This window comes from Microbacterium sp. Se5.02b (assembly GCF_019464375.1).
Lineage (GTDB): Bacteria > Actinomycetota > Actinomycetes > Actinomycetales > Microbacteriaceae > Microbacterium.
Genome location: NZ_CP080491.1, coordinates 1191274 through 1210268, shown reverse-complemented (window position 1 = coordinate 1210268; position 18995 = coordinate 1191274). Strand labels below are relative to the sequence as shown.

Here is an 18995-nt window from a genome sequence, read left to right as displayed (position 1 = left end):
GGCGGATGGGACGCCCGGAGTAGGCCGTGGCGACCTCGGGTGAACTAGCGGATTCATAGCATTCCCGGCGAGACTGTGGGCATGACCTTCGCCGCGCTCCAGCCTCTCGCCGACCGTGCCGCCCTGTTCGTCGCCCTCCGACAGGACGCCTTCTCCGCTGCCGCCGACGCTCTCGGCGAACACCGCTGGGACGCCGACATGGCAGCGGGGACGTTGACGTTCACGGCGAACGCCGACCCCACGCGTCAGCTGGTCACGCGCGCGCACCTGATCGCGACGATCGCACCGAGACCCCGATCGCTGCTGTGGGCCTGGGCGCACCCCAGCGGAGACGCGCAGGGTGTCGCCGGCCAGCTGCACACCTACGGCACCGAGCACGGCATCGCAGAGCTCACGACGTCGGAGGTGCCGTTCCCCGCCGACGCATCGGGCGACGACGACTGGATCGCTCAGGCCGCTCACGCGGTCGGAGGTGTGGCCGTGGAACTCACCGGGCGCTCGCCGTACTACTCGGCGCCCGTGGGCAACGGAACGCGCGCGGTGTTCCTTCTCGATGCTCCGCTCGCCCCGCTCACCGTCGCCGATGCGGTCGTCGCGCTGCCTCGCGTCCTCGCCGGCGTGAACCTCCCCGACGCACGCACGTCCGTCTGGGATCTCGCGCGCCTCGCGAACTGGACCCTCACCTGGACCGACGAGGCCTTCTCCGGAGCCACGGTGTCGGACTCGTCGGGTACGGCGACCTTCCGATTCGACGACCGGGCCCGCATCAGCGGGATCGAGAGCACCCTCCACGCGCAGGGCTGACCCGCCGGCGAGGCCACGGCTAGCATGAGCGCATGAGCGACCTGGACCTCATCCCCGCAGGACGCACCTTCACGGCCGACGAGATCACGGTCTTCGCCGACAGCGACAGTCGCACTCTCGACGAGGCCATCGCCGAGGCCGACGTGCTCGTCAGCGCGCCTCATGCGGGTGCGCGCATCCCCGAGGAGCTGGTGCCCCTCCTCTCCCCGCGCTCACCCGACGGCTGCAGTACGACTTCACCGACGTCGCCACCGCGGCGGGATCGTGCGGGAGTGGGCGCAGCGGGACCGCCGCATCGTCGCCGTCATCAACCCTCATCCTCGCCTCGTCCGCGACCCCAACCGCGCGCGTCCGGCCGACATCGCCGCCGACCTGACGACAGCCATCGAACGCACCCGCGCTGCCGGCCCCTGGCAGAAGGTGGATCTCTCCGGCGTGGATGCGATCCGCCCTGTCACGTTCTCCTTCTTCCCGATCCTGGCGGTGCCGGGGGACGACGCCGAACTGCAGCGCCTGGTGCACGCGTTCGTCGAGGTCGGCGAGCGCGGTCTCGGCGTCTACGAGCGCACGAGAGACGCTCTCACCGAACGCTTCATCGCCGCGAAGCTGCGGGTCGGCGGCCGCTTCACGCGCTTGTCGTTCCACGACACCATGAACACGACCACGACCAGGGATGGCGCGGTCGACGTCGCACGCGCGCCGGAAGACCGACTCCCCGCCGTCGTCGCCCTGTCCAACCGCGGAGACCCTCGCGGCGACGAACGAGATCCGGCGGACCCTCCGACCATGGACCCGGAGCGACTTCGCGCGCTCGCAGACGCGCATCGTGCCGGGTTCCGCGTCGAGCAGCCGGACGCCGTGGCGCTCAACACGCCCTATCTCGGCAGCCAGGAGATCCGTGCCGCGGGTGCGCGGTTCCGAGAGCTCGCCGACCAGGCCGTGGAGGCGGCGCTCGAACTCGATGCCGTCCAGGCCGAATTCCGGCGCGAGTACCTCCTGGGCGCCGACGCGGTCTCCGAACTGCATCGGCCGGGAACGGAATGGATCCGGGAGGACCCTGCGCAGGTGCGCGCGGTCGCGGAGGCGAGCCGGCGCTCCTGGGATCTGTACCGCGCGCTCTGACCCGTCGTCCTCGACCACCCTGCACGGATGTGGGACGCTGGTCGCATGAAGAACGGAATCGTCCGGTTCGCCGCCCTCTACGTGTTCGATGTCGCCGTGCTGCTGTTGATCGGGCTGCTGCTGCCGGGCGTCTCGGTCGGGTGGAACGCCCTGTGGGCGGGCGTCATCCTGACCCTGGCCGCGCTGTTCGTGAAGCCGCTGCTGGCGGGAGCTTTCCGCAGATCCGCCGCGAAGTCCGCCGCCGAGCGCACGAAGACCGGCGAGAAGGTCGTCCAATACGTGCTCGTGTATCTCGTCGAGCTCGTCATCTGGGTACTCACCGTGTGGCTGAGCGGCGTGCGGGCGTCGGGCTTCTGGGCTTTCGTGCTTCCGCCGCTCGCGCTGCTGTTCGGTTGGATGATCTACGACCAGATCGACGACAGGATGCGCGCGAAGGCCGGAGAGATCTACGACTCCGTGCAGGCTCGCGTCCGGGGTCGGGGCACGGAACCCGCTCCCGCCGCGACCCCGTCCGCAGCGGAGACCCGCGAGACGGCCGCCGCCCGCGAGGAGTTGAAGGACGGCCTGACGCCGGAGCAGCGTCGGATGCTCGACGAACTCGGCTGACCCCGATCCGCCCTCGCGCGGGCGTCAGACGAGTCGTTCCGCCGCCTCCACGACGTTCGTCATGAGCAGTGCGACGGTCATGGGGCCGACGCCACCGGGGTTCGGAGAGATGTATCCCGCGACGTCGGCGACGCCGGGTGCCACATCACCGAACACCAGGCTCTTGCCCGTCTCGGCGTCGGTCTCCCTGGTCACGCCGACGTCGAGCACTGCTGCTCCTGGCTTCACGTCCTCGGGCCGGATCAGGTGCTTGACGCCCGCCGCGGCGACGATCACGTCGGCCTCACGCAGGTATCGCGGCATGTCGACCGTGCCGGTGTGGGTGAGGGTCACCGTGGCGTTCAGTTCGCGGCGGGTCAGCAGCAGCCCGATCGAACGGCCGATCGTGACGCCACGGCCGACGACGACCACGTGCGTGCCCCTGAGGTCGTAGTCGTTGCGCAGCAGCAGCTCGATCACGCCGCGCGGCGTGCAGGGCAGCGGCGTGTGGATCGGCCCGTTGACGTTGAGCACCAGGCGTCCGAGGTTCGTCGGGTGCAGGCCGTCCGCGTCCTTCGCGGGGTCGATCCGCTCGAGGATCGCATCGGTGTCGAGGTGCTTCGGCAGCGGCAGCTGCACGATGTAGCCGTGACATGCGGGGTCGGCGTTGAGCTCGTCGATCAACGCCTCGACCTCGGCCTGCGTCGCGTCGGCGGGCAGTTCGCGCTGGATCGAGTTCATCCCGATCGCCTCGGACTGCCGATGCTTCATGCCCACGTACAGCTGCGATGCCGGATCGCCGCCCACCAGCACGGTGGCGATGCCCGGCGTGATGCCCTTGTCCTTCAGCGCAGCGACGCGCTCGGTCAGCTCTGCGCGGATGGCGGCCGATGCGGCCTTCCCGTCCAGGATCTTCGCGGTCATGTCTCTTCCTTCCGTCGTGCGTCATACGCCCTGTCGTCTCCGCCGAGCGCACGGTTCCTCGTCGAGTGCACGGCCTGTTCGCGTGGACAAGCCGTGCACTCGGCAGCGTCCCGCGCGCTCGCGACAGAGGCGAGGGGCGGGCGAGGCGAGGGGCTACTGCTGCAGGTCGGGGTACAGCGGGAACGACGCGGCGAGAGCATCGACGCGGGTGCGCAGCGACTCGACGTCGGCCCCGGGGAGCAGCGCGAGCGCGATGATGTCGGCCACCTCGGTGAATTCGGCATCCCCGAACCCGCGGGTCGCGAGCGCCGGGGTGCCGATGCGCAGGCCCGAGGTCACCATCGGCGGCCGGGGGTCGTTCGGCACGGCGTTGCGATTGACCGTGATGTGGATGTCGTGGAGGAGGTCCTCTGCCTGCTTGCCGTCGACCTCGGCGTCGCGCAGATCGACCAGTACGAGGTGCACGTCGGTGCCGCCCGAACGCACGGCGATGCCGGCGTCCTTCACATCCTGCTGCGACAGGCGCTCGGCGATGAGCTTCGCGCCGCGCAGCACGCGCTCCTGACGCTCCTTGAACTCCGGGGTTCCTGCGAGCTTGAACGCGGTCGCCTTGGCGGCGATCACGTGCATGAGCGGACCGCCCTGCTGGCCGGGGAACACGGCGGAGTTGATCTTCTTCGCGAGCTCGGCGTCGTTCGTGAGGATGAAGCCCGAGCGGGGGCCGCCGATGGTCTTGTGCACGGTCGAGGAGACGACATGGGCGTGCGGCACCGGGTTCGGGTGGAGCCCTGCGGCGACCAGTCCGGCGAAGTGCGCCATGTCGACCCAGAGCAGGGCGCCCACCTCGTCGGCGATCTCGCGGAACGCCGCGAAGTCCATCGTGCGCGGATATGCCGACCAGCCGGCGATGATGACCTTCGGCTTGTGCTCGATCGCGAGGCGACGCACCTCTGCCATGTCGATGGTCGAGGTCTCGGGGTCGACGCCGTAGGCGACGATGTCGTAGAGCCGGCCGGAGAAGTTGATCTTCATGCCGTGCGTGAGGTGACCGCCCTGGTCGAGGGAGAGACCGAGCAGCGTATCGCCGGGGCGCGCGATCGCGTGCAGGACGGCCGCGTTGGCGGAGGCGCCGGAATGCGGCTGCACATTCGCGAACTCCGCGCCGAACAGGCTCTTCGCCCGCTCGATCGCGAGGGACTCCGCGACGTCGACCTCTTCGCAGCCGCCGTAGTACCGGCGTCCGGGGTACCCCTCGGCGTACTTGTTCGTGAGCACGGAACCCTGCGACTGCAGCACCGAGACGGGAACGAAGTTCTCGGACGCGATCATCTCGAGGAAGGTCTGCTGGCGCTTCAGCTCCCGGTCGAGCACCTCGGCGATCTCCGGATCGACTTCGGCGAGCGGGGCGTTGAAGTAACGGTCGGTCATGGTGACATGCTCCTTTGACGACGGATTCGAAGGGGTGTTCCTATCGGCCCAGGCGCGCGGTCGAATTCCGTGGTCAGTCGCTCCCCGGTGGTAGTCCACCCAGACGCCAGTCGCGACGAGTACGAGCATAGCGGATGTCGGCCCACGGGAACGCTGCCGTTTCGGCCCTGGTCGCAGAATCGATTCGACTTCCCCATTCCGCTCGACGATCACGGCCGGTAGGTTTTGTTCATGGTCCTTCCTCATCCTCTCCCGCTCGTACCAGCGCCCGTCTCCGCCATCGCACGGGAGGGACGGATGCCGATCACCGCGACGACGCGCGTGCTCGGCCACTCGCCGGCGGCGGCCCAGCTGCTCGCCGCGGTGGAGCGGCGCACCGGCATCCGTCTCACCCCTGTCGAGACGGCGCCTGCGGAGATCGAGCTGTTCGTGGATCCGGAATCCTCGGCACCGGAGGGCTACACGCTCGAGGTCGGCGAGCGCGCGGTCATCATCGGCGCCGACGAGGCCGGCCTCTTCTACGGTGTCCAGACACTGTTGCAACTGCTGCGGCAGGACGACACCGGCTGGAGCGTTCTCGGTGCGGACGTCGCGGACTCGCCACGCTTCCCTCGGCGCGGTGTGATGCTCGATGTGGCACGGCACTTCTTCGGTGTGGACGACGTGAAGAGGTTCATCGACAGCACCAGCGCCCTCAAGCTCAACCACCTGCACCTGCACCTCAGCGACGATCAGGGGTGGCGTGTGCACATCGACTCGTGGCCGCGATTGACGCAGCTGTCCGCCGGCAGCTCCGTCGACGGCCACCCCGGAGGCTTCTACACGAAGGACGACTACCGTGAGATCGTCGCGTATGCGGCGTCGCGGCACATGATCGTCATCCCCGAGATCGACCTGCCGGGGCACACGCATGCGATCGGAGTGGCCTATCCCGAACTCGTGGAGGCCCCGGTCCTCAACGACACCCTCGTCGCCGACTCGCAGCGCCTCGAACAGCCGCTGCCCGAGGCCGGGAAACCGTACCTGGGGTGGGGCGTCGGGCATTCCAGCGTTCGCATCCACGAGGAGCGCACCTACGGATTCGTCCGCGACGTCGTACGCGAGCTGGCAGAGATGACCCCCGGCCCGTACATCCACATCGGGGGCGACGAATCGCTCGGGACGCCTCAGGCCGACTTCGACCTGTTCGCCGAACGCGCGACGGAGATCGTCGTCGAGGCAGGGAAGATCCCGATCGCGTGGCACGAGATGGGATCAGCGGCGGGTATCGCCGAGGGCACGGTCGGACAGTACTGGGGGATGACCACCCCCGCAGGTGCGCATGCCGAGGAGGCGGCCCACTTCGTCGAGCGCGGAGGGGCACTGATCATGTCCGCCGCGAACGTCACCTACCTCGACATGAAGTACACCGATGACTTCCCGCTCGGACTCACGTGGGCCGCGGTCATCGACGTCCGCACCGCCTACGAGTGGGAGCCGACCGCGATCCTCGACGTACCGGAGTCCGCGATCCTCGGCATCGAGGCGCCGCTGTGGTCCGAGACCACGCGCACGCTCGGCGAGGTCGAGCAGCTGGTGTTCCCCCGGGCCGCGGCCCAGGCCGAGGTCGCGTGGTCGCCGAGAGAGGCTCCCGATCGAGTGTGGGCGTCGTTCCGTGTGCGCGTCGGATCGCTCGCGCCCCTGTGGAAGGCTGAAGGGGTCGAGTTCCATCCCGCCGACGAGATCCCCTGGAGCGCACGTTGAGCACCCATTCCTTCCCGACCGGTTCGCTGGTCATCCACTCCGCGCGGATCATCGACCGCGGCGAGAGCCTCGACGACGGGTGGGTGCGCATCGAAGGCGGCATCGTCACCGCCCGCGGAACCGGCTCGACGTGGGATCCGGCCGATGAGGTGATCGATGCCGCCGCGGTCGCGGGTCCCGGCGCCGTGCTCACTCCCGGTTTCATCGACATCCACGGGCACGGCGGTGCCGGGGCGTCGTTCGACGACGGCGTCGAGGCGATCCGCACCGCGCGAGAGCTGCACCGTGCACACGGGACCACCCGCGCGGTCGTGTCACTCGTGACGGCACCGCTGGACGAACTGGCGCGAAGCGTGGCCACCATCGCGGATCTGACCGACACCGACGCCGACATCCTTGGCTCTCACCTCGAGGGGCCCTTCCTCGACCCCGGCCATCACGGCGCCCACGAGCCCTCGCTGCTGCGTCACCCCGACGCCGCCGACGTCGAGCGGCTGCTGGAGGCCGGACGCGGGACGGTGCGGCAGGTCACGATCGCGCCGGAGCTCCCCGGCGGACTCGACGCCATCCGGCGGATCGTCGCTGCCGGATCCGCTGCCGCGGTCGGGCACACCGACGCGGATGCCGAGATGGCGGTCGCCGCGTTCGAAGCGGGAGCGTCGATCCTCACCCACGCGTTCAACGCGATGCCCGGTATCCACCACCGCGCTCCGGGGCCGGTGCTCGCCGCAGCCGCCGACCATCGGGTCGTGCTCGAGGCCATCGCCGACGACGTGCACCTCGACCCCCACGTGGTCAAGCTGGTGTTCGACGCCGCCCCTGGTCGCGTGGCGCTGATCACCGATGCGATGGCCGCCGCGGGCAGTGCCGACGGTCATTACGACCTCGGTGCCGTGAGCGTCACGGTCGAAGACGGCGTGGCACGGGCGGACGACACCGGCTCGATCGCGGGATCGACCCTCACGCAGGACGTCGCGTTGCAGCGCGCGGTCGCTGCGGGCGTGCCCCTGGTCGAGGGCGTGCGTGCCTTGACGGAGACGCCGGCGAGAGCGATCGGACGGGAGGCCGCGCTCGGGAGCCTGCGCCCCGGGATGCTCGGCGACGCCGTGCTGATGGATGCGGAACTGCGCATCGCGCGTGTGTGGTCGGGACCAAAGCTGCTCGGCTGAACGAGCACGCATTCGCGCGACGCGCAGCTCTGCGCTCTCCGGTCGTGCGTGTCGAGGGCGGGGGGTCGCCGTTCCCCAGATCGGCGACCCCGTTCCCCCTCCAGAGAAGGGGGGCCGGGACTCCTCCCCCGAGGTTCCCGACCCACCCGGCCGGTGCAGTTGCCCCTCGCACCAGCGCCTGAACTCCGCCCCCCGGAGGAGTTCGTACGGCTGTCTCTATGGGATGAGACGGCAGCCTCATCGATTCATTACGCGATTTCTCGAAAATTCTTCGAGAAGTCCTGTCGAACCCCATCCCGACGGAACGGGGGGCCACCGTTCCCCAGAGCGGCGGCCCCGTTCCCTCTTCAGAGCTGGGCGGGCGAGGACTCCTCCCCCGAGGTTCCCGACCCACCCGACCGGTGCAGTTGCCGCTCGCACCAGCGCCTGAACTCCGCCCCCGGAGGAGTTCGTATGGCTGTCTCCATGGGATGAGACGACGACCCCCACGGTTCATTACGCGACTTCGTGAAAATCCTTCGAGAACGTCCGACGCCGGTCGCATGGACCCCGGATCGGCGGGCTCGCGAAGCCGGGCATCGTCTCGGAATTGTCGCGAAAGGTGGCTTCCCTGGGAGATTCGCGAGAGAATGGAGAAGTCGCGTGATAAGCGGCGCTTTCCCGCGTCTCCCCTGTAGAGACGCATCCGCGCCCCGCGACAGATGGATGATTGTGCACGAAGAGAACACGACAGACGACCAGCCGATCGGCGATGCCGACCTGATCCTCCGCGCCCGCTCGGGCGACACGGGGGCGTTCGGTGAACTCTGGCGGCGACACTATCCTTCCGGCATCGCCGTCGCGCGATCGATCACCTCGTCGATCGATCCCGACGACCTGGTGCAGGAGGCGTACACCCGCATCTACCAGGCGATCATCAAGGGCGGCGGACCGAACGGCTCCTTCCGCGCCTATCTGTTCACGAGCATCCGCAACACCGCCGCAGGCTGGGGGCGCGCACGCCGCGAGACCGCGATCGACGAGCTCGACTCGGTGGCCGATCCCGAGACGACCGATCAGGCCGAGAACGAGGCTCTCGATCGGAGCCTCACCGCGCAGGCGTTCCGGAGTCTTCCCTCCCGCTGGCAGGAAGTGCTCTGGTACACCGAGATCGAGCAGATGAAGCCCCAGGAGGTCGGCCGTCTCCTCGGGATGAAGTCCGGCGCCGTGTCGCAGCTCGCGTTCCGTGCACGCGAGGGCCTGCGCGAAGCCTGGGTCCAAGCACACCTGCGCAGTGCGGCCGAGGGCTCCGAATGTCAGTGGACCATCGAGCACCTCGGCGCATACTCACGAGGAAACCTCAGCACACGCGACCTCAAGCGCCTCGAACTGCACCTCGACGAGTGCGCACGATGCATGATCGTGGCCGCCGAGGCCAAAGACGTCTCGAAGCGTCTCGCACTCGTGCTGCTGCCGCTCGTGCTGGGCGTCACCGGCGCCTCGGGGTATCTCGCGACGCTGCAGGGTGCAGGCACGCCGATCGTCGCACTCGCCGCGATGCCCTCCGACATCCCGGGGCGGTGTTCGGCGGTGATGTGTCGGGCCCTGCCGTGACCGCGGGCAGCACGTCCGGCGCCCATGGCTCCGGCGGCGGAACGGCCGGCGGAGCCGGCAGCAGCGCGGGAGGTGCCGCAGGAGGCGGTGCAGCCGGTGCGGCCGGAGCAGGAGCCGCTGGTGGCGTGTTCACCGGAATCGGCGCCCTCGTCGGAGCCGGATCCGCGGCGCTCGTCGTCGCGGGTGTCGTCGCCGCAGCCACCATCATCCCCGGGCTCACGGGTGCCGATCCCGCGACCTCGCTCCCCAGCGCGGGCGACCAGGATGCGTCGTCGATCACATCCGATGTCGGCCCCGATGAATCGATGAACCTCGACGAGCCGATCGTCATCGAGCCGCCCGTCACCGTTCCGGAGGAGGCGCCCGTCACCCCGGTGGAAGACGAGACCAACGAACCGGCGGCGGAGCAGACCGGACCGGTCGTGGCCCCTCCGGTCGTGGTTCCTCCGGTCGTCGTTCCTCCAGTCGTGGACCCGGTCGACCCCGTGGACCCCGTGGACCCGGTCGACCCCGTGGACCCGGTCGACCCCGTGGACCCGGTCGACCCCGTGGACCCGGTCGACCCCGTGGACCCTGTGGACCCCGTGGACCCGGCCGTTCCCACCGAGGCTCCGACCTGGGATCTCGCCACCATCTGGTTCGACGATCTGACCGTCCACTACAGCGTCCCCGTCACCGGCGCACCGGGCACGACGGTCGAGGCACTGCTGGACGGAAGCAGCGGCGGCGGAGACAGCATCGTCCTCGACGACGCCGGGCTCGGGACGATCGACCTCCGTCCGAGCCTCTTCCAATACCTGTTCGCCGGCCGGACGACGGTGACCTTCCGTTATCTGCTCGACGGCGAGATCGGCCCCTCGGCCAGCACCACCCTGCTGGCACTCGAATCCACGCGACCGGTCGAAGACGTTCCGACCGACGAGCCGCAGGACCCGGCCGCTGTCGCGGAGACGCCTCTCGCGCCCGTCGAGAACGTGGGGACCGGTACCTCGACGACGACACCGGTCGACGTGGCTCCGGCACCCGAGTCTGCTCCGGCACCCGAGCCCGCGCCGGCACCGGAGCCCGCACCCGCGCCGGAACCCGCACCCGCGCCGGAGTCCGCGCCTGCACCTGAGGCCGTCGAGTCGGCGCCGCTCGCGGCTCCCGTCGAGGCCGAGTCCGCCGAGACCCCTGCCGCTCCGGCTGAGGACGCCCCGCCCGCCGAATAGACTGGATCCATGTCCTCGGATCCCGCACCCGTTCCCGGCGTCGAGCGCCCGACCATCACCGCGCTCGACATCGTCCGCACCATCGTCCTGGTGGTCGCGGTCGCTTCGCTCGCGCTCTGGGGCTTCGCCAGCTGGTCGCTTCCGTGGAACATCATCATCGGGATCGGGGCTCCCGTCATCGTCGTCCTGATCTGGGCGCTCTTCCTGTCACCCCGAGCCATGCTCCGGGTGCACCCCTTCCTCCGCGCCGCGGTCGAACTGCTGATCTACGTCGGCGTCACCATCGCCTGGTGGTCGATGGGGCAAGCTCTGATCGGTACCGCCTTCGCCCTCGTCGCCGTCGTCGCCGGCGTGCTCAGCGGCCGCCGCGCACTGTCGTGACCGCCCTGTCGTGAGCGCCTGACGTGAGCGTGCTGTCGCAGCTGCAGGAGTCGCTCGGAGCGCTCGTGGACACCAGCCGCGCATCGCTCGAGGAGGCGAGGGCCGACCGTTCCGGTCACGCGGCGGCAGGACTCCCGGTCGCGGTCGTCCATGCCGAGAGCGTCGAAGACGTCCAGCAGACCCTTCGCATCGCCACCGCCACGCGCACTCCCGTCGTGGTCCGTGGGGCCGGCACCGGTCTGGCGGGCGCCGCCAATGCGGGAACGGGCGAGATCGTGCTGTCCGTGCGACGGATGACCGCGATCCGCGAGGTACGGGCCGACGATCTGCTCGCCGTCGTCGAACCGGGCATCTTGAATGCGGATCTCAACGCCGAGCTCGGCCGCCACGGGCTGTGGTGGGCCCCCGACCCCGCCAGCCGAGACATCTCCACCGTCGGCGGCAACATCGCCACAGGTGCGGGCGGTCTCCTGTGCGCGAAGTACGGTGTCGTGCGCGATGCCGTCCTCGGCGTCGATCTCGTGCTCGCCGACGGTCGCCTGCTGCACCTCGGCCACCGCAGCGTCAAGGGCGTCACCGGCCTGGACCTCACCGCGCTCGTGGTCGGCTCCGAGGGGACTCTGGGGGTCGTGGTGGGAGCGACACTCAAACTGCGTCGGCTGGTCCCCGGCGACACGTGCACGATCGCTGCGACCTTCCCCGGTGTCCGAGCGGCTGCTGCGGCGTCGGCCGCCGTGACCGCAGCCGGGGTGCAACCGGCGATCATGGAGCTCATGGATGCCGCCAGCCTCGAGGCGGTGCATGCGCTCCTCGCCCTTCCCGCGCCGACGACGGGCGCCGCGCAGCTCACGATCCAGACCGACGGACCCGCCGCGCGCCGAGGCAGAGGCGATCGCGGACATCCTGCGAGCGCATGACGGAAGCACGGTCGTCTCGCACGACAGAACCGAAGGAGAGCGTCTACTCGCGATCCGGCGGTCGATGCACGCGGCGATGGCGTCGCTGGGCACTTCCCTGATCGAAGATGTCGCGGTGCCGCGAAGCGCGATGCCCGCGATGTTCGACGAGATCGCCCGTATCGAACGGGAGTACGGTCTGCGCATCCCGACCGTCGCCCATGCCGGCGACGGCAACCTGCATCCGAACTTCCTGTTCGACGGACCCGAGGTCCCCCCAGAGGTGTGGGCGGCCGCAGACGACCTGTTCCGCGCCGCCATCCGGCTCGGCGGGACGCTCACCGGAGAGCACGGCATCGGCGTGCTCAAGCGACGTTGGCTCGCCGAGGAGCTGGGAGACGACCAGTGGCACCTCCAGCGGCAGATCGCGGCGGTGTTCGATCCGCTCGGCATCCTCAACCCAGGGAAGGTCTTCGATGCCTGACATCCACGTGAGCGCGGCTGTGATCGTCGACGACGACGGGCGCGTCCTCGTCGTCCGCAAGGAGGGCACGACGACCTTCATGCAACCGGGCGGAAAGCCCGAGCCCGGCGAGTCCCCCGCCCAGACGCTGATCCGCGAACTCCACGAAGAGCTGGGGCTGCTCCTGGAGGAGCGCGACCTCCGACCTCTGGGAACGTTCGCCTCGGCCGCCGCCAACGAGCCGGGCCATCGTGTCGTCGCAGAGGCTTTCGCGACGACCGTCGATCCCGAGGCCGTGACCGTCCAGGCCGAACTCGCCGAACTCCGTTGGATCACCCGGGAGGACATCCCGACGCTCGCCCTGGCACCGCTGAGCACAGAGCACCTGCTGCCGATCGCGTGGCCTGCGCTCGCGCAGGACTGAGCACGCTCGGCGTGCGTCAGATGCCCTGCCACTCGGGCTTGTTGGCGAAGGTGTAGCGGTAGTAGTCGGCGAGCGAGAGGCGCGACGCGGCGGCTTCGTCGACGACGATCGTCGCGTGCGGGTGGAGCTGGATCGCGGAGCCGGGCAGAAGTGCCGTGAGCGGTCCTTCGACGGCGCCGGCCACGGCCTCGGCCTTGCCTGCACCGAAGGCCAGCAGCACGAGGTGGCGCGCCTTCAGGATGGTGCCGAGCCCCTGCGTGATGCAGTGCATCGGCACGTCGTCGATCGAGTCGAAGAAGCGGGCGTTGTCTTCGCGGGTCTGCTCGGTGAGCGTCTTGACGCGCGTACGGGAGGCGAACGACGAGCCGGGCTCATTGAAGCCGATGTGCCCGTCGGTGCCGATTCCGAGGATCTGCAGATCGACGCCACCCGCCGCGTCGATGGCGGCCTCGTAGTCGTCGCCCGCGTGCTGGATCGTCGCGAGCGCGCCGTTGGGCACATGGATGCGCTGCGGGTCGAGCCCGAGCGGTTCGACGACCTCGCGCGTGATGACCGAGCGGTAGCTCTCCGGGTGGGTCGGGTCGATGCCCACGTACTCGTCCAACGCGAAGCCGCGCACCTGGGAGACGTCGCGGCCGGCGAGCTTCGAGCGCAGCGCCTGGTACACGGGCAGCGGGGTCGAGCCCGTGGCGAGACCGAGCACCGCGTCGGCACGCCGGTCGATCAACTCGACGATCTCTGTGGCGACCAACTCACCGGCGGCCTCGGCATTCTCGACGATGACGACCTCAGCCATGCGGGACGATCTCCTTCTCTGTGAGGGAGGCGCCGACGAGCGCGGCGCCGAAAGCGGCGGCGGGAGACCCCGCGGACAGCAGTTCGATTCTCTCATCCAGCCGGAGCGACCGCATGAACGGCGAAGCCTCGGCGCCCGCATGCAGCGCCGCGCGGATTCCGTCTTCGAGGCGTCCGCCGAGCGCGGTCAGGCCTCCCCCGATGATCACGGTCTCGACGTCGGCCGACAGCACGAGCACCCGCACTGCGGCGGCCGCGCCGTGGTGGAGATCGTCACGCAGCGCGAGGGCCAGCGGGTCACCCGCGTCCGCGGCGTCGAAGATGTCGCGGATGGGAAGAGCCCCCGGTCGTCCCCACGCCTTGGCGAGGGCGCCACCGCCGCAGAAGGTCTCGATGCACCCGCGCTGTCCGCATCCGCACAGACGCCCGTTCGGGTCGACCGAGAGGTGCCCCACCTCGCCGGCGGTGCCGCGCGCACCACGCCAGATCCGCCCGTCGATCACGATCCCTGCGGCGACCCCTGTGCCCAGGTTGAGGTACGCCATCGACCCGGACACGCCGCTGAGCGCGGCCGCGCCGAGCGCAGCGGCCTTCACGTCGTTCTCCACCCGGAAGGGCACACCGAGTGCACGCTCGGCACGGTCGGCGAGGTCCAGGGACTCGACCCCGAGGTTGACGGCGTGGTCCACTCGTCCAGCCTCGGCGTCGACGAGTCCGGGGATGCCGATCCCGACGGAGCCGGTACGCGAGACCGTCAGACCCGTCTCGTCGGCGAGCGTCGCGACCGCGGTGACGATGCTCTCGACGACCGCGTCGTCTCCCCACCCGGTCGGGCGACGCAGCCTCCCGATGATCTCACCGGCGGCATCGACGGCCACGGCATCGATCTTGGTGCCGCCGACGTCGAGGCCCACACGAATCGGCCGACCGGAACGGTCGGCGGTGCCCGCATCGGTCATCAGATGCCACGCCCTGCAGTGCCGGCGGCGAGAGCAGTCGTCACGACACTCCCAACTGACCGGAGAGGACCATCACCGCGGCCCCGCGCAGCACGATGTCGTCCTGGTGCGTGAGACGCACCTCTACGTCCTCGAACACGCCCTCGAGAGTCCGCGCGTGCAGGGTCTCGATCGCGGCGTCGATGAGGATGCCGTCGAGCAGGTCAGCGGGTCCGGAGAGCACGACTTCGGAGAGGTCGAGCGCGGCGACGATCGGGGCGATGGCGATGGCCATGCGGGTCCCGGCATCGCGCAGGATCTCATCCCGCGCGGCAGGATCGGCGGCGATCGCGGCACCGAGGCGGCTGACGCTGAGCCAGGCTTCGAGGCATCCGTCCTTGCCGCACGCGCACCGTGGCCCGCCGTCCGTGCCGACCACGACGTGACCGATCTCCCCGCCGCGAAGCGACGACTGCCGAGCAGCGGCTGGCTCCCGGTGATGAGGCCGGCGCCGACCCCTCGGCCGATCTTGATCAGCATGAAGTCGGCCTTCGCGTCGCCGAACGTGTACTCGGCGAGCACGGCGGCGTTGGCATCGTTCCTGGCGAGGACGGGCAGGTCGAGGTCGACGCCGAGCTTCGCCTCCAGCGGGAAGTCGGTCCAGCCCAGGTTGGGAGAGCTGAGGACGAGACCGTCGGGTCGCACGACACCGGGCGTGCCGATGCCGACGCCCAGCAGCGGCTGCGTCGAGGCGGCGACGAGCGTCTGCGCCAACTCGTGCAGCGCCGCATACGCTGCTTCGCCGTCGGGCGACTCGGGACGCGGCACCTCACGTCGCTCCAGGACGTCGCCGTCGAGGCTGAGCACCGCCCCGGTGAACGCACTGGGACCGGAGAGGTCGAGGCCGAGGATCTGGTGGCCGAACCGGTCGATGTCGATCAGGATCGGCGGCTTACCTGGGCCCACGGCTTCGCGGACGCCCATCTCGATCACGATGCCGTCGGCGATGAACTCCGCGACCAGATCGGAGATCGTCACCCTGGTCAGCCCCGTCTCGCGCGAGAGATCGGCGCGGCTCATGGCTCCGGCGTGATACAGCGTCTGAAGCACGAGTGCCCGGTTGTGCCCGCGAGCGTGCTCAGGGAGCACTTTGGAGCGCGAGCGCAGGTGCCGCCCGGGGCCGAAGGCGTGCGAGTTCGCGCCGAGGTACTCTGCCGGCGACGCGGGGCGCTGTTCATCCGAAACGGACATGTTTGTTAGTAGACCTTACGAACAAAATTTACGCAACCTCTGCCCGCGGACGCGCTGGCAGGGTTACCGAAACGTTACATTACTTTCGATACTCGGCGGAAGCGGCCTGAGACCGCTCCACCAGGCGAGCGACCAGGCCCGCGACGATGTCCTCCCGAGCCGAGATCGTGAGCGGTTTGCCCGGCACGCCGGGTCGGCGCTGAGCGGGCGTCGGGCCGTCAAGGGGACGATACCGCACCCCGAGGCACGCAGGCGGCGCAGGTGCGTGGGCAGGCGTCGACCGAAGTCCGCATACGGCGCCGGGTCACCGCCGTCCCAGAGGCGCTCGGCGATCGCTGCCAGACGAGGGAACATCGCGAAGTCGACGCGATCCCGCGTCGGCAGGTGCTCGCTCCAGACGTTGGCCTGCCCTCCGACGGCGCCGTCCTCGATGCGCAGGGTGTACGCCCGCTCGATCGTCAACGGAGGACCCACTCTGATCGGCTCCTCCACGGACTCCGACTGGGGATAGTCGAGGTACACCTCGAGATCGGGACAGGCCACCACCGGGATGCCACGGGCGAGGGCATCGCGCATCGCCGCGGGGCCGCGCCAGGCCAGGATGCGCACACCGTCCGGCACGTCGCCCTCGAGGACCTCGTCCCATGCCAGGGCCGTCCGCCCCCGCGAGCGGACGTGCGCCACGAACTGCGCCGTGAACCACGGTTGCACGTCGTGCGCGGTGGCGAGTCCGAGCTCACGCATGCGTTCCGCGGCGGCGGCGCTCTGGGCCCACTCCGTCACGGGCACCTCGTCTCCGCCGATGCCGATCCACTCCGCGTCGAACACGTCGCACAGGGCGTCGATGGCCGCACGACCGAACGCCAGCGACGCCTCGGTCGGAGCCAGTGTGCGGGGGTTGACACCGAAACGCTCCCACGGCGCGGTGACCGGATCGCCGACGTCGACGTTGCCGAGTTCGGGGTAGGCCGCGAGCGCAGCCTGGACGTGGCCGGGCAGCTCCACCTCGGGCACGAGCGTCACGAAGCGCTCGGCGCCGTACTCCACGAGTTCGCGCAGCTCGACGGCGGTGTAGAACCCCTCGTGCACCCCGGGTTCCACCGTCGAGAGCGGACCGTGCCCCCTCTGCGTGGCCACCCGCGTGGAGCCGATCTCGGTGAGCCGGGGGAAACCGGGAACCTCGAATCGCCACCCCTGGTCATCCGTGAGATGCAGATGGAGGACGTTGAGATGGTGGTCGGCGAGCAGGTCGATGAGCCGACGCACCTCGTCGACGGGACGGAAATGCCTGGCGACATCGAGCATCGCCCCGCGCCACCCGTACGCGGGCGCGCCCTCCCAGACGCCGGCGGGGACGATGACGGCCGAAGCCTCGGGATCGCGGAGCTGCCGCAGCACGGTGGCGCCCCGGAACACGCCGCACGGACTCGCGCCTCGGATCTCGATGCCGCCCGCGCTCACGGTCACCCGGAACGCCTCAGCACCGATGCTTCCGGCTGCCTCCGCCTCGGCGCCGAGACTCTCATCGACCAGGAGGCGGATGGGGGCCGCGTCGTCCGACGCCCCTCCGCCGCCCAGCCGCACCACGGAAGCGGCGAGGTCGGCTGCGGCACGGATCGGGGTTCCGTCTGCCCAGGCGAATCCGGGCGCGGAGGGGTCGATCCGTGCGTCGACCCGCGGCACGGTCGCCCGATGGGGCGGTGGCGGCATCCGCAGGGCGCGCCCCGGTGCGGCACCGGTGGGCTCGCCGTTGGCCACCACCGCCACTCCTGCGACCAGCACCTCCACGATGCCGCGCGGAGCGGCGAGCGGTGAGTCGAAGGTGGCGCCGGCAGCGACGGTCTCGGGGTCGAACAGTACGAGGTCGGCAGTCGCGCCGTCCCGGATGACGCCGCGCGGCGCGTCTCCCCTGTCGAGCCCGAGGCGTCGAGCCGGAGTACCCGACAGGTGGCGCACCGCCTCCTCGAGTGTCAGGATGCCGAGCTCGCGCACGTAGTGCCCCAGGTAGCGCGGGAAGGTGCCCCGGCCGCGAGGGTGCGGCCGGGCGCCGATCAGGATTCCGTCGCTCCCGCCCGAATGCCGCGGGTGGCGCATGATCGCGCGGACGTTCTCCTCGTCTCCGATGTGCATCAGGATTCCGGTGGCCCCGGCGTCCTGGATCACGGTGTCGACCACGACGTCCACGGCTCGGCGACCCGTCGTGGTCGCGATCTCGGCGACCGTGCGTCCGACGAGGTCCGCGAGCGCCGGGTTCGCCGCGCCCGAGATCTGGATCTGCGTCCAGTCGGCCTTCTCACCGTGGAAGCCGTCGCAGCCGACCTCCTCCAGCTCGACGCGCAGGGCCTCCCGCCCTTCGGGATCCAGCGCGGACAGGGCTCCGAGAAGGTCTCCCGTCGCCGCGAGCCGACTCGGCAGCAGCGCGGCCAGCGTGGTCGCCCCCGGCAGGTACGGGTAGGTGTCGAGGGTCACGTCGACCCCGTCGGCGATCGCCTCGTCGATCAGGGCGAGGAGCTCGTCAGCCCTCCTCCGATTCGGAGCGAAGTTCATCGTGGCGTGCGTGAGATGCACGGGGCAGCCGGTGCGACGACCGATGTCGAGCGCCTCCCGATAGGCGTCGAGTGCTCCCCCTCCGTAGCTACGGGTGTGGGGCGCCCAATATCCGCCGCGCTCGGCGACGACTCGGCAGAGCGCCTCCAACTCCGCCGTGTCCGCGTACATGCCCGGCGTGTAGGTGAGACCGCTCGACATCCCGAAAGCTCCCGCATCGAGGGCCGCGCCGAGCATCTCCGTCATCGACGCGATCTCGGCGGACGTCGCTCGACGGTTCTCGTGTCCGACCACCATCATCCGCAGGTTCCCCTGAGGAACCAGCACGGCGGCGTTCGCGACGGTCGCCGCGTCGATGGCCGACAGCAGGTCGTCCATCGACCGCCACGGCACGTCGTCGGGCAGACCGTTCCACCCCGCGATCTGCGCCGGGATGACAGCCGCGGAGGCGTCGTCGAGCGGCGCGTAGCCGAGGCCGTCCTGCCCGAGCACCTCGGTCGTGACACCCTGCCTGATCTTCGCGTCGTGCGTGATCCCGCCGAGCACCGCGAGGTCGCTGTGGGCGTGCATGTCGATGAAGCCCGGCGCCAGGGCGAGCCCTTCGGCCGCGATCTCGACCGCCCCCGCCGGGAGTTCGAGTTCGTCGGGGCGGCTGTCCCGCGGCAGGACGGCCACGACCCTGGCGCCTTCCACCGCGACGTCGGCCACGAAACGGGGGCGC

General features: G+C 70.1%; 14 protein-coding genes, 2 pseudogenes and 1 riboswitch. Of the genes and pseudogenes, 10 read left to right on the top strand and 6 right to left on the bottom strand.

Annotated elements, in window-relative coordinates:
* The first annotated feature begins 81 nt into the window (after positions 1 to 81).
* The 3 genes from K1X59_RS06075 (at position 82) to K1X59_RS06065 (ending at position 2532) form a co-directional block, all read left to right on the top strand.
* Positions 82 to 804 (top strand): DUF6882 domain-containing protein, encoded by a 723-nt coding sequence (locus K1X59_RS06075; RefSeq protein ID WP_183152171.1) that lies wholly within the window; start codon positions 82 to 84, stop codon positions 802 to 804.
* 264 nt (positions 805 to 1068) lie between these two features.
* Positions 1069 to 1926 (top strand): N-formylglutamate amidohydrolase, encoded by an 858-nt coding sequence (locus K1X59_RS06070; protein WP_258567114.1) that lies wholly within the window; start codon positions 1069 to 1071, stop codon positions 1924 to 1926.
* 45 nt (positions 1927 to 1971) lie between these two features.
* Positions 1972 to 2532: a hypothetical protein gene (locus K1X59_RS06065; RefSeq protein ID WP_183152170.1), complete on the top strand. Its 561-nt coding sequence runs from the start codon at positions 1972 to 1974 to the stop codon at positions 2530 to 2532.
* A gap of 24 nt (positions 2533 to 2556) precedes the next feature.
* Here K1X59_RS06065 and K1X59_RS06060 read toward each other — a convergent pair whose 3' ends face one another.
* Together K1X59_RS06060 and glyA are read right to left on the bottom strand one after the other, a co-directional pair.
* Entirely contained in the window at positions 2557 to 3435 is an 879-nt protein-coding gene (locus K1X59_RS06060) for a bifunctional methylenetetrahydrofolate dehydrogenase/methenyltetrahydrofolate cyclohydrolase (protein ID WP_220174035.1), read from the bottom strand.
* Between the two features lie 153 nt (positions 3436 to 3588).
* Positions 3589 to 4863 (bottom strand): serine hydroxymethyltransferase, encoded by a 1275-nt coding sequence (glyA, locus tag K1X59_RS06055; RefSeq protein WP_183152168.1) that lies wholly within the window; start codon positions 4861 to 4863, stop codon positions 3589 to 3591.
* A gap of 39 nt (positions 4864 to 4902) precedes the next feature.
* Positions 4903 to 4987: riboswitch (ZMP/ZTP riboswitch) on the bottom strand.
* A gap of 107 nt (positions 4988 to 5094) precedes the next feature.
* On the opposite strand from glyA, the gene K1X59_RS06050 reads away from it, so the two are divergent.
* From K1X59_RS06050 to K1X59_RS06020, 7 genes and pseudogenes are all read left to right on the top strand, one after another.
* On the top strand, positions 5095 to 6606 hold the full coding sequence (locus tag K1X59_RS06050; RefSeq protein WP_220174034.1) for a family 20 glycosylhydrolase: 1512 nt from the start codon (positions 5095 to 5097) through the stop codon (positions 6604 to 6606).
* Positions 6603 to 7775: an N-acetylglucosamine-6-phosphate deacetylase gene (nagA, locus tag K1X59_RS06045; protein WP_183152167.1), complete on the top strand. Its 1173-nt coding sequence runs from the start codon at positions 6603 to 6605 to the stop codon at positions 7773 to 7775. The genes K1X59_RS06050 and nagA overlap by 4 nt, the downstream gene beginning before the upstream one ends.
* A gap of 711 nt (positions 7776 to 8486) precedes the next feature.
* A complete protein-coding gene (locus K1X59_RS06040; protein ID WP_210274244.1) occupies positions 8487 to 9368 on the top strand; it encodes a sigma-70 family RNA polymerase sigma factor in 882 nt (293 codons plus the stop codon).
* Positions 9365 to 10579: a hypothetical protein gene (locus tag K1X59_RS06035; RefSeq protein ID WP_220174033.1), complete on the top strand. Its 1215-nt coding sequence runs from the start codon at positions 9365 to 9367 to the stop codon at positions 10577 to 10579. The genes K1X59_RS06040 and K1X59_RS06035 overlap by 4 nt, the downstream gene beginning before the upstream one ends.
* A 9-nt stretch (positions 10580 to 10588) precedes the next feature.
* A complete protein-coding gene (locus K1X59_RS06030; protein WP_183152165.1) occupies positions 10589 to 10960 on the top strand; it encodes a YrdB family protein in 372 nt (123 codons plus the stop codon).
* A 23-nt stretch (positions 10961 to 10983) separates the two neighbouring features.
* Positions 10984 to 12340, top strand: a pseudogene (locus tag K1X59_RS06025) (FAD-binding oxidoreductase).
* Complete coding sequence (locus K1X59_RS06020; protein WP_220174032.1) at positions 12333 to 12743, top strand: NUDIX domain-containing protein; 411 nt, start codon at positions 12333 to 12335, stop codon at positions 12741 to 12743. Before K1X59_RS06025 ends, K1X59_RS06020 begins: the two are co-directional and overlap by 8 nt.
* A gap of 16 nt (positions 12744 to 12759) precedes the next feature.
* On the opposite strand, the gene nagB is transcribed toward K1X59_RS06020, so the two are convergent.
* The 4 genes and pseudogenes from nagB to K1X59_RS06000 all read right to left on the bottom strand — a co-directional run bounded on the left by nagB (position 12760) and on the right by K1X59_RS06000 (position 18982).
* Positions 12760 to 13539: a glucosamine-6-phosphate deaminase gene (nagB, locus tag K1X59_RS06015; RefSeq protein WP_183152163.1), complete on the bottom strand. Its 780-nt coding sequence runs from the start codon at positions 13537 to 13539 to the stop codon at positions 12760 to 12762.
* The gene (locus K1X59_RS06010) at positions 13532 to 14497 is read right to left on the bottom strand and encodes an ROK family protein (RefSeq protein WP_220174031.1); all 966 of its coding nucleotides are present in this window, start codon (positions 14495 to 14497) and stop codon (positions 13532 to 13534) included. Before K1X59_RS06010 ends, nagB begins: the two co-directional genes overlap by 8 nt.
* Before the next feature lie 40 nt (positions 14498 to 14537).
* A pseudogene (locus K1X59_RS06005) lies at positions 14538 to 15727 on the bottom strand (ROK family protein).
* 63 nt (positions 15728 to 15790) lie between these two features.
* Positions 15791 to 18982, bottom strand: a complete 3192-nt coding sequence (locus tag K1X59_RS06000) for a family 20 glycosylhydrolase (protein WP_309491631.1) — start codon at positions 18980 to 18982, stop codon at positions 15791 to 15793.
* Between the last annotated feature and the right edge of the window lie 13 nt (positions 18983 to 18995).

Coding starts and splice junctions, on each gene's coding strand:
- nagB (WP_183152163.1), bottom strand. CDS start 13,539: ATGGCTGAGGTCGTCATCGTCGAGAATGCCGAGGCCGCCGGTGAGTTG.
- K1X59_RS06060 (WP_220174035.1), bottom strand. CDS start 3,435: ATGACCGCGAAGATCCTGGACGGGAAGGCCGCATCGGCCGCCATCCGC.
- glyA (WP_183152168.1), bottom strand. CDS start 4,863: ATGACCGACCGTTACTTCAACGCCCCGCTCGCCGAAGTCGATCCGGAG.
- K1X59_RS06050 (WP_220174034.1), top strand. CDS start 5,095: ATGGTCCTTCCTCATCCTCTCCCGCTCGTACCAGCGCCCGTCTCCGCC.
- K1X59_RS06010 (WP_220174031.1), bottom strand. CDS start 14,497: ATGACCGATGCGGGCACCGCCGACCGTTCCGGTCGGCCGATTCGTGTG.
- K1X59_RS06030 (WP_183152165.1), top strand. CDS start 10,589: ATGTCCTCGGATCCCGCACCCGTTCCCGGCGTCGAGCGCCCGACCATC.
- K1X59_RS06020 (WP_220174032.1), top strand. CDS start 12,333: ATGCCTGACATCCACGTGAGCGCGGCTGTGATCGTCGACGACGACGGG.
- K1X59_RS06075 (WP_183152171.1), top strand. CDS start 82: ATGACCTTCGCCGCGCTCCAGCCTCTCGCCGACCGTGCCGCCCTGTTC.
- K1X59_RS06065 (WP_183152170.1), top strand. CDS start 1,972: ATGAAGAACGGAATCGTCCGGTTCGCCGCCCTCTACGTGTTCGATGTC.